Annotated in this window: 16 protein-coding genes; 10 read left to right on the top strand and 6 right to left on the bottom strand. The window is 61.1% G+C overall.

Annotated features, from left to right (window positions below; translation table 11 throughout):
* Nucleotides 1-57 precede the first annotated feature (57 nt).
* Nucleotides 58-540, top strand: a complete 483-nt coding sequence (locus AMK02_RS28600; RefSeq protein ID WP_064808386.1) for an Lrp/AsnC family transcriptional regulator — start codon at nucleotides 58-60, stop codon at nucleotides 538-540.
* A 47-nt stretch (nucleotides 541-587) separates the two neighbouring features.
* Here the strand turns inward: AMK02_RS28600 and AMK02_RS28605 are convergent, their stop codons facing one another.
* Both AMK02_RS28605 and AMK02_RS28610 read right to left on the bottom strand, forming a co-directional pair.
* Nucleotides 588-1163, bottom strand: a complete 576-nt coding sequence (locus AMK02_RS28605; RefSeq protein ID WP_064808388.1) for a peroxidase-related enzyme — start codon at nucleotides 1161-1163, stop codon at nucleotides 588-590.
* On the bottom strand, nucleotides 1160-1642 hold the full coding sequence (locus AMK02_RS28610; protein ID WP_064808390.1) for a CMD domain-containing protein: 483 nt from the start codon (nucleotides 1640-1642) through the stop codon (nucleotides 1160-1162). Before AMK02_RS28610 ends, AMK02_RS28605 begins: the two co-directional genes overlap by 4 nt.
* Before the next feature lie 165 nt (nucleotides 1643-1807).
* Between AMK02_RS28610 and AMK02_RS28615 the strand changes: the two genes are divergently transcribed.
* From AMK02_RS28615 to AMK02_RS28640, 6 genes are read left to right on the top strand one after another with little or no spacing between them, the layout of a single operon-like run.
* Nucleotides 1808-2797 carry a LysR family transcriptional regulator gene (locus AMK02_RS28615; RefSeq protein WP_064808843.1) on the top strand — a complete coding sequence of 330 codons (990 nt, stop codon included), beginning with the start codon at nucleotides 1808-1810 and terminating at the stop codon, nucleotides 2795-2797.
* Nucleotides 2794-4269 carry an NAD(P)-binding domain-containing protein gene (locus AMK02_RS28620; protein WP_064808391.1) on the top strand — a complete coding sequence of 492 codons (1476 nt, stop codon included), beginning with the start codon at nucleotides 2794-2796 and terminating at the stop codon, nucleotides 4267-4269. Before AMK02_RS28615 ends, AMK02_RS28620 begins: the two co-directional genes overlap by 4 nt.
* 8 nt (nucleotides 4270-4277) lie before the next feature.
* Nucleotides 4278-5018: an amino acid ABC transporter ATP-binding protein gene (locus tag AMK02_RS28625; RefSeq protein ID WP_064808393.1), complete on the top strand. Its 741-nt coding sequence runs from the start codon at nucleotides 4278-4280 to the stop codon at nucleotides 5016-5018.
* A gap of 15 nt (nucleotides 5019-5033) precedes the next feature.
* Entirely contained in the window at nucleotides 5034-5852 is an 819-nt protein-coding gene (locus AMK02_RS28630) for an amino acid ABC transporter substrate-binding protein (protein ID WP_064808395.1), read from the top strand.
* A gap of 56 nt (nucleotides 5853-5908) precedes the next feature.
* On the top strand, nucleotides 5909-6616 hold the full coding sequence (locus AMK02_RS28635; RefSeq protein WP_064808396.1) for an amino acid ABC transporter permease: 708 nt from the start codon (nucleotides 5909-5911) through the stop codon (nucleotides 6614-6616).
* A gap of 19 nt (nucleotides 6617-6635) precedes the next feature.
* Nucleotides 6636-7328 (top strand): amino acid ABC transporter permease, encoded by a 693-nt coding sequence (locus AMK02_RS28640; protein WP_064808398.1) that lies wholly within the window; start codon nucleotides 6636-6638, stop codon nucleotides 7326-7328.
* A gap of 98 nt (nucleotides 7329-7426) precedes the next feature.
* On the opposite strand, the gene AMK02_RS28645 is transcribed toward AMK02_RS28640, so the two are convergent.
* The 4 genes from AMK02_RS28645 to AMK02_RS28660 form a co-directional block, all read right to left on the bottom strand.
* Nucleotides 7427-8632: an MFS transporter gene (locus AMK02_RS28645; RefSeq protein WP_064808400.1), complete on the bottom strand. Its 1206-nt coding sequence runs from the start codon at nucleotides 8630-8632 to the stop codon at nucleotides 7427-7429.
* A gap of 103 nt (nucleotides 8633-8735) precedes the next feature.
* Nucleotides 8736-8915 carry a hypothetical protein gene (locus AMK02_RS28650; protein WP_064808402.1) on the bottom strand — a complete coding sequence of 60 codons (180 nt, stop codon included), beginning with the start codon at nucleotides 8913-8915 and terminating at the stop codon, nucleotides 8736-8738.
* Between the two features lie 317 nt (nucleotides 8916-9232).
* Nucleotides 9233-9508, bottom strand: a complete 276-nt coding sequence (locus tag AMK02_RS28655) for a DUF2934 domain-containing protein (protein WP_064808404.1) — start codon at nucleotides 9506-9508, stop codon at nucleotides 9233-9235.
* 142 nt (nucleotides 9509-9650) lie between these two features.
* Nucleotides 9651-10292, bottom strand: coding sequence for a UdgX family uracil-DNA binding protein (locus tag AMK02_RS28660; RefSeq protein WP_064808846.1), 642 nt, complete (start codon nucleotides 10290-10292; stop codon nucleotides 9651-9653).
* 162 nt (nucleotides 10293-10454) lie between these two features.
* On the opposite strand from AMK02_RS28660, the gene AMK02_RS28665 reads away from it, so the two are divergent.
* From AMK02_RS28665 to AMK02_RS28675, 3 genes are all read left to right on the top strand, one after another.
* Nucleotides 10455-11918: a phospholipase D-like domain-containing protein gene (locus AMK02_RS28665; RefSeq protein ID WP_064808844.1), complete on the top strand. Its 1464-nt coding sequence runs from the start codon at nucleotides 10455-10457 to the stop codon at nucleotides 11916-11918.
* Nucleotides 11919-12005: 87 nt separating this feature from the next.
* Complete coding sequence (locus tag AMK02_RS28670) at nucleotides 12006-12821, top strand: endonuclease/exonuclease/phosphatase family protein (protein ID WP_064808406.1); 816 nt, start codon at nucleotides 12006-12008, stop codon at nucleotides 12819-12821.
* A 233-nt stretch (nucleotides 12822-13054) separates the two neighbouring features.
* Nucleotides 13055-13360 carry a hypothetical protein gene (locus AMK02_RS28675; protein WP_020923106.1) on the top strand — a complete coding sequence of 102 codons (306 nt, stop codon included), beginning with the start codon at nucleotides 13055-13057 and terminating at the stop codon, nucleotides 13358-13360.
* Nucleotides 13361-13395 lie beyond the last annotated feature (35 nt).

Raw genomic sequence — 13395 nt, forward strand, 5'->3', positions numbered from 1 at the left:
GCATCACCGTCGAAAACTTCACCGATTTTTTGGACGAATAGGACAAGATTGGGTCATATGATCGATAATAATTTGAAAATCGACGAAATTGATCTGAGAATTCTGACGTGCATGCAGCGGGATTCTTCGCTTTCTCAACGTGACTTGGCCGAGCAGGTCGGACTGTCGCAGAATGCTTGCTGGCGCCGGCTTCAGCGCCTTTATGCGACAGGTGTCATCAAAGGATCGCGCGCCTCCATCGATTTCGAAGCGCTCGGTTATGATCTCACGGTGATCGTCATGATCCGAACTCGCCATCATTCAAAGGAATGGTCGGAAGATTTTCGCAAGCACGTCGACCGGATGCCGGAAGTCGTCGATTTCTACCGAATAGGCGGCGACTGGGACTACCTGATCAAGGTCATCACCAAAGGAATGTCCGGCTATGACGCTTTCTACCAGAAGCTGATAACGAACTTCGATCTTGCGACAGTGACCGGCTATTTTTCGATGGAAGCAATCATCAGCAATCGCGCTGTGGACCTGATGCGCATGCGGTGACGCCTACGGCGAATCCAACAGAATGCTTTAAGCTAACCCGGAAATGTCTAGTCCTTTACTGGTTCGCCGAGCGTATGCATCAGGCGGTTCGCCCAGCCGAATATGGCGGACGATAGCACGAGGTCCAGGGCTTCAAGCTCGGAAAGACCGACGTCCGTCAGCGCCTGCGCGTCAGCTTGCGTTGCTTCCGGCGGTGTCGTCGACAGATGGGCGGAGAAATCGAAGATGGTTTGAAGGTGCTCATCGAGTTCGGCGTCGAGCCCATCGGCGAAAATGGCGTCGATCACGTCAGTCCGCTTGGTATGGCTGATGAACCGGGAGGCATGGACGGCGGCGCAGTAGACGCAGCGATTGACGACGGAAGCAGCAGTGGCGCCCAGCTCGCGTTCTCCCGGTGAAAGCCCGTCCCTACCGTACATAATCAGGTTGAACAGGGGTGAGCGGACGGCGAGGGATTCCGGGTCATGCGCAAGCGTCAGCACGTAGGGGGAGATGCCCTTGTTGGAGGGCGTGACCTGCATTGCCGCCCGCTGCTCGGCGGTCGCAGTTTCAAGATCGACTGGAATGACGTAAGGCCGCCAGCGCGGAACCTCAGTGGTGAAGGTATGGACGATTTCGCTCATTGTCTTCCTCCGATCAGCGCCAGCCCTGCAATGACGCGAGCCTGATAATTTACGAAGGCCGCAAGCTCCGACAGCCGGACGATGTCTGCGTCGGTCATTCCCGCACTGCGCAATCTTTCTATGTGGTCGCGGGTCGCTTCCCGCGGCGCGACCGTCAGTCGGTCCGCATGGCGGACGATCTCTGCGATGCGCCCATCGGTTGCGCTAGTACCTGGCTTGGCGAGCGGCGCTGTCGATGCCTCGGCGGCACGTTTTACCAGTTCGTCATAGTGCTTCGCCAGTTTTTCGCTGTGGTTGTGACGGGCCATACGGGCGGCAAGCGCCGCCCTGAGGCCATGCGACAGGCCACCGGGATCACGCGGAAGAAGGACTGCGTCGTGGGCGGCTTCGCTGAGGCGCAGGATCTCCGTCCGTTTTTCCATGGCCTCGGCAAGGGCTGAGCCGGGTCTGACGGCGGCAAGAGTTTCGATGAGCGTCAAGGCAGGCTCCTTTGCATCTCGCGGGAGAGCTTTAGATAGGGTGGAGGTTCATTATGTCAAAATCACATGGAGACTTGCAATCATGCGAAATAATTATCTAGTATCTGCTCAAATCATGGAAAGCGAATGCTTCCAAAGCATGGATAGCGGTGGTTCATGTTGAATATGAATAAAAGCCCGTTCGACATCCGGCAGCTCGAAGCCTTCGCGGCGGTGATGTCGGCTGGCAGCGTCACCGGCGCAGCCCGGCTGCTCGGCCGTTCCCAGCCGGCCGTGACGCGGCAGATCCAGGACCTGGAAGCCGATCTGGGCTATGCGCTCCTCCACCGAAGCGGTCCGCGCATCCAGCCGACGTCGCGCGGACTGCGCTTCCATGCCGAGGTCGAACGTCATCTCGCCAGCCTGACGCACATCCGCGAACGGGCCGAGGCAATCGGTCTCGACGAGCCCGCGACCTTGACCATCGCGGCAACGCCGTCTCTTGCCGCAGGAATCCTGCCGCAGGCTTTGGCGGCCGTCTCGCCCGACCTGATCCCGCGTCATCTCCACGTCCAGGCGCTCGCCGCCGAAAACGTCGTGCAGGCGGTTCTCGCCCGGTCGGCCGATCTTGGCATATCGAGCCTGCCGCTCGAACATCGCGGTCTCGACATCCACTGGATCGCGGAAGCACCTTGCGTGATCGCCATCGGCGCCGACGATCCTCTCGCTGCGAACGACGTCGTTCGCCTGGCCGATCTCGCGGAGCGTCGCATCATCACGCTCGCGAACCCCTATCGGCTTCGTCATCGCGTCGACGAGGCGCTGGAACGAGCAGGGGTGGCGCCGGATCGCATCATCGACGTCAACGCCTCGCTGACTGCGCTCTCGTTGGTGCGCGCAGGACTTGGCATTGCCATCGTCGAGCCCGCGACCGTCTGCGGCGTGCCCCTCGATGGCATCGTTATGCGCGTGCTCGACCTGGCCATCCCGTTCCTGTTCGGTGCGATCTCGGCGGCGGCGTTGCCGCTCGCGCCGACCGTCGCCGCCGTTATCGATGCCGCGCGGCTCGAAGCGTTGAAGATGCCTGGCTGCCGTCTGCTGGAGGCGAATGGCATCGAAACCTTGGCGGACACCGTCTACGGGCAGGCTGCGATCTCCGAAGGAGCGCCGGCATGAGCGACCTTTCCACACATCCTCACAATCTTGACGCCCTCGAAGCGCGTCTTCGTCAGGACCTCTCCTGGCTGGAACTGCCCGCCAAGGCGTGGGTTCCCGCCCGCGAAATTGATGGCCAGCCTGTCATCGACGTCGTCATCATCGGCGGCGGCATGGCAGGCCTCGTCGCTTCCGGAATGCTGAAGCGCCTTGGCGTCGCCAACCATGTCATCCTCGACAAGGCACCCGCCGGGCAGGAAGGGCCGTGGGTCACTTTCGCCCGGATGCGCACCCTTCGATCTCCGAAACAGCTTACAGGCCCCGCGATGGGACTGCCGGCGCTCACCTTCCGGGCCTATTATGAAGCGCGCTTCGGCAGCGCAGCGTGGATGGCGCTCGACCGAGCGCCACGCGAGACGTGGATGGACTACCTGATCTGGTATCGGAAGGTGCTCGAGCTGCCGGTGCGCAACGGCGTCTCGGTCGATGCGATCCTGCCGCGCGACGATGGCATGCTCGACCTCGCCTGCAGCGAGAATGGGCGCACGGAAACGATTATCGCCCGCCACGTTGTTCTCGCAACCGGCCGCGACGGTCTCGGCGGCCCCTTCGTGCCCGACATCGCCGAAAATATCGATCGCAGGTTCTGGGCGCACACCGCCGATGCGATCGACTTCGCAGCGCTGCGCGGCAAGCGGGTAGGGGTGATCGGTGCGGGTGCGTCGGCGATGGACAATGCCGCGACCGCGCTCGAAGCAGGTGTCGCCCGCCTCGACATGTTCGTCCGCCGCAAGGAACTGCCGCGGATCAACAAGTTCACCGGCATCGGCAGCCAGGGCGTCGTCCATGGCTTCGCCGGACTGCCCGACGAATGGAAGTGGCGCTTCCTCGACTACGCCATGAGCCAGCAGACGCCGCCGCCGCGTCCGAGCGTGCTGCGCGTCAGCTCCTTCGAGCGGGCCCACCTTCATCTCCAAAGCCCGATCACCGGCCTGCAGCAGGACGGCGACCAGCTCGTCGTGACGACGTCGAAGGCCAGCTACCCCCTCGACTTCTTGATCTTCGGGACCGGCTTCAAGATCGATCTGACCAATCGGCCGGAACTGGCGGTCTTCGAACCCCACATCCGACTTTGGCGCGACCGCTTCCCGATGCCGGCCGGGATGGCGAATGCGGAGCTTGAAGGATCGCCTGATCTTGGCGAGGCTTTCGAATTCCTTGAGAGGGAACCGGGTTCCTGCCCGGTTCTCTCGAAGATTCATTGCTTCAACTTCCCGGCGACCCTCAGCCACGGCAAGCTCACAGGCGACATCCCTGCAATCAGCGAGGGCGCCGACCGCCTGGCGCGCGGCGTCGTCCGATCGCTCTTCGTCGAAGACCGCGAGAAGCACTTTGCAAACCTCCAGGCCTTCGACACGCCGGAACTTCTCGGCGACGAGTGGTTCGATGCCGAGACCGAAGCGCTTCCCGAACTGTCTTCCGAAAGGACCTGATATCCGAAATGCTTGAGATCAAGAACCTGAAGCTGTCCTACGGTCGCACCCAGATCCTGAATGGCGTCGATCTCTCGGTGAAACGAGGTGACGTGGTTTCGATCATCGGTCCCAGCGGAACCGGCAAGACGACGCTGTTGAAGTGCATCAACCACCTGGCGAAGCCGGCATCCGGAACGATTGCCTTCGACGATATCAGGATGGACTTCGCGCGGCCGGACAAGACCGCCGTTCGGGCGATTCGTCTACGCACCGCGATGGTCTTCCAGCAGTTCAACGTCTTCAAGAACATGACGGTCATCCAGAACGTCATGGATCCGCTGGTTGTCGTGCAGGGCAAGTCGAAGGACGAAGCCCGCGCCATTGCGCTGCAGGAGCTTGAGCGGGTGGGGCTTTCCGACAAGCTCGACAACTATCCGTCGCAGCTTTCGGGCGGGCAGCTCCAGAGAACGGGCATCGCCAGAGCGCTCGCGGTCAAACCTGATGTGATGCTCTTCGACGAGCCGACCTCGTCGCTCGATCCCGAACTCGTGAACGAGGTCCTCAAGGTGATCAAGGATGTCACGTCCTCGGGCATCACCTCGCTTCTCGTCACGCACGAGATGCAGTTCGCCAAGAACATCTCGAACCGCATCGTCTTCATGGACCGAGGTGTCGTCGCAGCCGACGGCAGTCCGTCCGAAATCTTCGACACGCCCTCCAACCCGCGCCTCGCTCAGTTTCTCAATTCCGAACGCGCGATCCAGTAAGAAAGGATGCCTGAAATGACTTCCATGAGTTCAATCTCGCGCCGTGGTCTCGGTCTCGCCGTAGCAGGCGTCGCGATCGCGTTCGCAACCGCGTCCTTCGCCGAGGACGTTCGGACGATCAAGATCGCCACCGCGGCGGAATCGAAGCCGCTCTCCTGGGGCGCGATCGGCGTCGAACCGCAGGGTTACGAGCCCGACGTCCTGAAGGCGATCAACGCCAAGCTGCCGCAGTACAAGTTCGTGATGGAAGGTGCTGCCGACATCGCGCAGGAGACGGGCCTTGCGACCGGCAAGTACGATATCGCAACCGGCGGCTACTATCGTGCGCCAGCCCGCGAAAAGCAGTTCCTTATTCCGGAAGCGCCGATCGGCGCCAGCCTGATCAAGATTTACAGCCGCAAGGACAGCGGCATCAAGGAGATGAAGGATCTGGTCGGCAAGAAGATCGTGCCGGTGACGGCGGGCGGCGGCATCTACAAGTTCGCTACGGCGTGGCAGGAAAAGAATCCCGACTACAAGATCGAAATCACCGCTTCGAGTGCCGGCATTCCCTATCCGGATCGCCTGAAGGAGGTCGAGAACGGCAAGTATGACGCGCTCGTCCTGCCGTCGAATCTCGGCGAGCAGACCGTGATCGACCAGCAGAAGCTGAACGTCCAGGCAAGCGAGCCGGTCGCGATCAACAACACCTTCGTGCTCATCCATCGCTCGGAAGAGAACAAGGCGCTCGCCGACGGCATCGACAAGGCTTTGAAGGAGCTCAAGGCCGACGGCACGCTCGCCAAGCTCTCGCAGAAATGGTTCGGCGAGGACATCACCACATACATGAAGTAACGCCTGGCTTCGAAGCCGGCGACCAGGCCCCTGACTGACAGAAGGAGTGTTCCCAAGTGGACCTATCCATCATGATCCCCGAGCTGCTCTCGGCGCTGCCGCTGACGCTTGCGATCACGTTCACGGCCATGTTCGCCGGCTTCGTGCTGGCTTTGATGACGACGACGTTCCGCGTGCGCAGGATTGCGGTGGTCAGCCAGCTGGCCGACCTCTACGTGTCCTACGCGCGAAGCGTTCCGGTCGTTCTGCAGCTGTTCGTGGCTTTTTATGGTCTTCCGGTGCTTGTCGGCGTTTTCGGCATCGACGACTTCGTCTCGCCGACGATCGCCGCCATGCTGGGCCTCAGCCTCTATCATGGCGGCTATCTGTCGGAAGTCATGCGTCCGGCCTTTCTTGCCGTCGAGCGCGGCCAGCATGACGCCGCCGACAGCCTCGGTTATACGTTCCGGCAGAAGCTGGTGCGCGTCGTCGCGCCGCAGGCGGTGCATATCGCGCTTCCCGGCTACGGAAACTCGATCATCTACCTCATCCATAATGTAGCTCTGGTCATGTACATCGGCGCCGCCGACGTGATGGCGACCGCCCACCTCGTCATGGAGCGCGACTACAACCAATATCAGTTCGAAACCTACCTCCTATTGGCGGTGCTCTATTCGGTCCTCTGCCTGGCCGCCTGGCTGATCGTCCGTTTCTTCGAGCTTCGTTCTGCGAAGTTCGCCCCGAGTGCTGCGCCCGCCCGGGCCACGCTGATGGCAAGCGTCTGATCGAAGGAAGGAGCACACCATGTTCGATATCGAAGTTCTTCTTCCCGACCTCCGGGATATCCTGGGCGCAGTGCCGCTGACGCTTGCCATGGCGCTCGCCATTTTCGTGCTTTCGACGATCATCGGCAGCCTGTTTGCCATGGTCGAGTATCGTCGGGTCCCAGTCCTTCGCCAGCTCGTTGTCGCCTACAAGGTGGCGTTCAAGGGCGTCCCCATGGTGGTGGTGATCTTCCTTGCCTATTATGGACTTCCGTCGACGCTGCAGTTCCTTACCTCGCTCGTCGGCGTGGAGTACAATGGTCACTCGACGCCGAATTGGGTGACGCTCATCGTCGCCCTGACAGCCTGCGTCGCGGCTTTCCAGGCGGAGGTGGTCAAGGGCGCGCTGAACTCGTTCGACACGGGGCAGGCGGACGCCGCCTATTCGCTCGGCTACAAGAAGAGCCAACTCTTCCGCCGGGTCATGCTGCCGCAGGTGATTGTGGCAGCGATCCCGGATCTCGCCAACTCCTTCATGGTGATCATGAAGGCGCTGTCGCTAGGCTTCGCCATCGAGGTGGTCGACATCTTCGCACAGTCGCAGCTGACCGCGGCGCTGAATTTCTACTATCTCGAAGCCTTCCTGGTCGCCGTGGTGATCTACATGGTGATCGCCTATGCCGTGACCCAAATCGCCGACAGAACAGAGCGAGCTCTCAGAGGACGGACCTGAGGGGGCATGCGCCCGTTGCAGTTGACGCTGCTCGCGCCCGCCGGCGCTGCGTTTAGGGGCGGTAGCCGATGAACTTCCGCCGGAGGCAGGCATGGACTTCAGGATTCCTCGGGCGGCTTGAGGTGGCGGAACTGCAGCAACAGCAGGAGGTCGTATATAATCTTTAGGCCGGCACAGATGATAAGCGGCCAAGCCCGATAAGACGCGGCGAAAAGAGCACCGGCCAGCGCAGGGCTGGCCGCCGATGCGAGGCTGCGCGGCACCGATGTGAAGCTTGCGGCAGCGGCTCGCTCCGCCTCGGTGACAACCGCCATCACGTAGGAAGAACGGGTTGGCACATCCATCTGCGAAAGCGCGGCCCGAACCAGCAGCAAGGCAAGCACCAACGGCAAGGTGGGGGCGAATGCGGCAAGGCCGAGAGCGATGCTTGATGGAATGTGGGTGAACACCATGGTGTTCACTAAGCCAATCCGGTTCGATAGCCGGGCAGCGACAGGAAACGAAAACGCCGACAGCACGCCGGTCCAGAAAAAAAACACTCCAGCCTGGGATAGCGAAAGATCGAATCGTTCGAACAGCCACAGCGCGAGCAAGGACTGGACCACGAAACCTCCAGCGAAGGCATCGAGACTGAAGAGGGCCGCGAGCTTCATAACGATGGCGCGCGAAGGCCCGAGTGCCGCCGGCTTGTGATCTTCGTGCGTCACCGGGCGAGACGGTATGCGGGCATAAAGAAGGCCGCCGAGAATGCCAACGAGCGCATAGAGAACGAACATCAGCCTGATCGAACTCAGTTGCGTCATTCCGAACCGCGTCATGACGTCAGGCAGCGCCGCAGCAAGCGCGCCCCCGGCGCTTGCGAGCGCCCCGACCAGGCTGTAACGCGCAAACATTCTCGTTCGATCGGCGTTGGTCACCTCCCGGGCAAGGACCGCATGTTCAAGCGGCACGAAGATGCTCACGCTGCCTGCCGACGGATTGATCGTGCCGGCAAAGGCGACGGCGAGCAGCAGCGCATAGTCGCTGATCATGGGCATGGCGACACCGGTGGCGACCATCAGGCCGGCGGCTGCCAAAAGCAGGCGGCGGAGATCATGATGCCCGCCGAGAAATCCGATGATGATGGTCAAAAGTGCTGATCCGAAGAGGGATCCCGTGGCAATGACGCCGACCTGCAGGGGCGAAAATCCAAGAGCAAGGAGATAGACCGGCAAAAGAATGGCCACGAAGCCGTCGCCGAAGTCACGCAAGGAGCGCGCCGCAAAAAGCCATGTCGCCGGCTGAACGCTTCGCCGCTGTCCCATTGTCCTCGATCTCATCCTGCTTTCCGAAAATCAATTCCGGTTTTCGGGGTCGCTGCGCCAGACCACCCTACTTTCTAACCGTGCGTGGGCGCCAGCTGAACTGTTATTTCCGGTGGAATTTCTGCGACGCTGCAAAGGCGCGGCCGATATCGAAGGAGGGCAGTCGCAGCGGCGTACGGGAATCGCGGAAAACCAGCTCGACGAGCTTATCGACGACGAGGATGAAGCCGAGCGCCAGACCGAGATAAAGCAGAGCGGCGATGAGCACGAGCGATATTTCCATGGCTTACACGATCACCTTGGAAGCGTGGCTGCGGGCTGCAAGAGGCGTAGCGAAGAGGATTTCGATACGATCGTTCATGGCCGCCTCCCTCGTTTCGCCATAAACAGTTTCGTATCGTCTTGTTCCTGGCTTGCGGGCGAAGCCTCAAATTTTTTTGGAAGCTTCAAAACTTGCAGCGTCATCCGGCCTTTGTTCACCCCCGCGCGGCAAGCCCGCCTGCAATCTCTTAAAACCCAACTAATTCAGGCATATGACAAAGCACAGCCGAAGGGCGTCGCAACGACGCCCTTTTTTGAATGTGATCGGTATTCCAGCAGTCAGGATGCCGTCTTGCGGCTCGCCGTCCGCTTGGGCGCCGGCGTGACAACGCCGTTTGTCTTGGCGCCCGTTGCGGCACGCTTCGTGGCCGTTGCGGCGCGCTTGGCCTTGGGTTTGGCTTCTTTGCCGTTGGAAGAGGCAGCAGAGCCTTCGAACGCTTCGCGCTCGTGCCGCGCCCGTTCCCAATGGATGGAATCTCGTCCTGTCGGATGGCCCTCTTCTTCCCAAAGGGCGTATGCACGTTTTTTGATCCACTCTTCCCGAGTTTCTGACATCGCTGATCTCCAGTCACATAATGCCGTCGTTCGAACGCGATACTGCCGGGATGGTTCCAGAGGAGGAGCGCCGTTTCAAGCGAAATCGAACTGCAACCGTAAATATTTCGCGTTGCAGCATATCAAGGTTGAGAATCGGCATTCACCGAGACTGAAATTCCGCCGCGCTGTGCAGATCTGACACGAATGCCTGGCGCTGCCTGTCCTGCTCGGCCTCATCGCGGATTCTCAGGAGATAGGAGGGGTGGATGGTCACCAGAACCGGCGGATGGTTTGCAGGCTGCAGGATGTGACCGCGCTCGGGCGTCAGTTTTGCCTTCGGCCCGAGCAGCGCATAGAGAGCGCTTGCGCCCATCGCCACCACGAGTTTCGGTTGCAGGATGTTGAGTTCCGCACCGAGCCACCAGGCACAACGCCTTATCTCGCCGGCATTGGGTTTCGCGTGCAGGCGTCGTTTGCCGCGCGGCGTGAACTTGAAGTGCTTGACGGCATTGGTGACGTAGCAGCGTTGACGGTCCAGGCCGGCTTCATCGAGACAGAGGTCGAGCAGATGGCCTGCCGGGCCGACAAAGGGCCTGCCGGTGATATCTTCCCGGTCACCCGGCTGCTCACCGACAAGGACGATCTCGGCCTTTCCCGGACCTTCACCGAAGACGATTTGCGTCGCATTCCGATAGAGGTCACAGCGGGTGCAGTCCTCGGCCTGATGCCGGAGTTCGGCAATGCTGTCTGCATCCGCGACTTCGAGCGCCAAGGCAGGACCGACGCTTGCGGCGATATTCATGATGGCGATCCTCATCTTCTGAGAAGGAATCGATCTCAACCGGGATTGTTCCCGCGATCGAACGGACCACTCCCGGCAAAACAATCCCGAGGAGAAATTTCGCGCCATGGGGGAGCGGCTGGATAATTGAACGCCGCCGTTTCGCGGCTATATTGGCCAGCGATGTTCTATCTCCTGTCGACCTACTGGCCGCATATCCTCTTTGTCGTTTCGATCGCCATGGGAGCCGCGGCGGCGATCCATGCCGCCATGACCAAGGAGGAGGTGCGCGCGGCGATCGGCTGGGTCGGCGTCATCATCCTCTCGCCTGTTGTCGGTGCGCTGCTTTATGCGATTGCCGGCATCAATCGCATCCGCCGCAAATCGCTGAGCATTCGCCGCGACGCCCTGCTGCTCGCGCCCGGGACCGACGAGCTGGAGACGTTCGACGCCGACGCCGAGACCGTGATCAGCCAGTTCGGCCGCCGCTTTGCGGCGCTGCAGACGCTTGGCGACCGCGTGACACGCAACCCGCTGACATCAGGCAATACGATCGACATGCTGGAGACCGGCGACGAGGCCTATACCGCGATGAAATCAGCCATCGATGAAGCGGGGCGCAGCATCCTGCTCGAAACCTACATCTTCGACCGTGATGTCATCGGTCTGCGCATCGCCGATGCGCTGATTGCCGCGGTGAAGCGGGGTGTAACGGTCCGGGTGCTGATCGATGCCGTCGGCGCGCGTTATTCGGTGCCGAGCATTCTCGGCCATCTCAAGGAGGGCGGCGTCACCGTCGCCGTCTTCAACGGCAATGTCATCATGGGTTTGCGGCTGCCCTATGCCAATCTGCGCACCCACCGCAAGATCCTGATCGTCGACGGCCGCATTGCGCTGACTGGCGGGATGAATATTCGGGCGGGTTTCAGCGAGCAGGAGACGGGCAAGAGCTTCGCCCATGATACGCATTTCAGTGTTACCGGCCCTGTGGTCGCCGACCTCTTCGACCTTGCCGCCGAAGACTGGCGCTTCACCACTGGGGAGCTGTTGAACGGCGAGGCCTGGCGCATCGAACCGCCGCAGCGCAACCCCGGCGATCCCATCCTGATGCGCGTCGTCGCCTCGGGGCCGGATCGCAGCGTCGAAACCAACCATAAGATGCTGATGGGCGCCTTTTCCGTCGCGCGTCAATCGATCCGCATCATGTCGCCCTATTTCCTGCCGGACCGCGAACTGATCAGCGCCCTGGTGACGGCGGCGCGCCGCGGCGTCGAAGTCGATATCGTCGTGCCTGACGTCAACAACCTCATGCTGGTCGACCGGGCGATGACGGCGCAATTCGATCAGATCCTCAAGAATTATTGCCGCATCTGGCGCTCGACCGGCAGCTTCAGCCACTCGAAGCTGCTGACCATCGACGGCACCTGGGCCTATGTCGGCTCTTCCAATCTCGATCCGCGCTCGCTCAGGCTGAATTTCGAGGTTGACCTCGAAGTGCTGAACGAGGGCTTTGCCGCCGAGATCGACGAGCATCTCGACGAAACCCTGAAATCGGCAACGCTGGTGACGCTGGAGGGCTTGCGCGCGCGGCCCTTTCCGGTGCGGCTGCTTGAGAAGGTGCTGTGGCTGGGGTCGCCCTATCTTTGATTTTTTGTGCCCGGACATGGCAAGTTCAGCCTGCCTGCCTATACTGGCGAGAGAGCCTTTCGATCAACGAAACAAGTGCGCCCTCCGATGCACGCTAAAAAAGAAAATCTACCGGCCAGTATTCTCGCCTCGATCAGGAACAGGAAAAAGCGGCTTGATCCCGCCTATACGGAGACACGGCCGCGCAGTGCCGGAACGTTGATCGCCTCCTACAATGTGCACAAATGCGTCGGCACCGACCGCCGCTTCGATCCTGAACGGACTAGTCGGGTGATCCATGAAATCGGTGCCGATGTCATCGCACTGCAGGAGGCCGATACGCGTTTTGGCGAGCGCACCGGCATTCTCGATCTCGGCCGACTCGAGCGAGAGACGGGGCTAATCCCGGTGCCGGTCGCCGGCATGGCCAAGGCGCATGGCTGGCACGGCAATGTCGTGCTCTTCAAGAAGGGGCTGGTGCATGACGTGCACCAGGTCAAGCTGCCGGGGCTGGAGCCGCGCGGCGCGCTCGTCGCCGAAATCGAGCTGGAAGAGGGCAGTGTGCTGCGCGTCATCGCCGCGCATTTTGGCCTGCTGCGCCATAACAGAGCCCAGCAGGCCCGCACACTGGTCGAACTCATCAACAACAGGCACGAGATGCCGACCATCCTGCTCGGCGACCTCAACGAATGGCGGCTGGGCGACCGCTCCTCGCTCAATACCTTCCAATCCGCCTTCGGAGAGCTACCACCTGCAGTCCCCAGCTTTCCCGCCGGCTTGCCGCTGCTCGCCCTCGACCGCATCATCGCCAACCGCAAGGGGATTATCTCCGAGGTGGAAGCGCATGACACGCCGCTCGCCCGCACCGCTTCGGATCATTTGCCGATCAAGGCGCTTGTCAACTTGAAACAGGCTGGCCGATAGATCAGCTCCAGAAAATCGCGCAGAGGCCCGCGGTCTGAACCGCGGAGCTGGTTGGCGGCTAACGCACTATAGAGCCGCAGCGGCGAGCAATTTCGTCGGAGTTCCGGCAAACCCGCCATGCGGTCTCGACGAGCCGGGTGTCGTTCTTGATCTGGATCAAGGTCATCGCGAAAGGATGAATCTACTGTCGTCTCGTGGTCTTGCGGCATCAACAACTCCGAAGGAGAACCACAATGGCGAACACAATCTTCCACACCCGTTCCGATGCGCCGACGACGACCCCTGCGCAAATTTCCGTTCCTGTTCTCAGCGCGACGGTGGCGGTTTTTGCAGCCGTATCGTTCCTGCTTTGCATGCTTCTTGGCTTCATAGCTCCCGAGTGGGGCCTCCATAGGCCGTGGCTGCAGTTCTACCTCGGGCTCACCGGCTTCGACCTTTGGAGCGTGGTGCTCGGCACGGTTCAAAGCGTCGTTTTCGGCGGCTATGCGGGCGCATTGCTCGGAGCCATCTTCAACGTCATCAGCCGCCGGTTTGGCTGATTGGCGACGCGCCGTTCGGCTCTGCCGCCCAGGCG

The organism is Rhizobium sp. N731 (genome assembly GCF_001664145.1).
GTDB classification, from domain to species: domain Bacteria; phylum Pseudomonadota; class Alphaproteobacteria; order Rhizobiales; family Rhizobiaceae; genus Rhizobium; species Rhizobium esperanzae.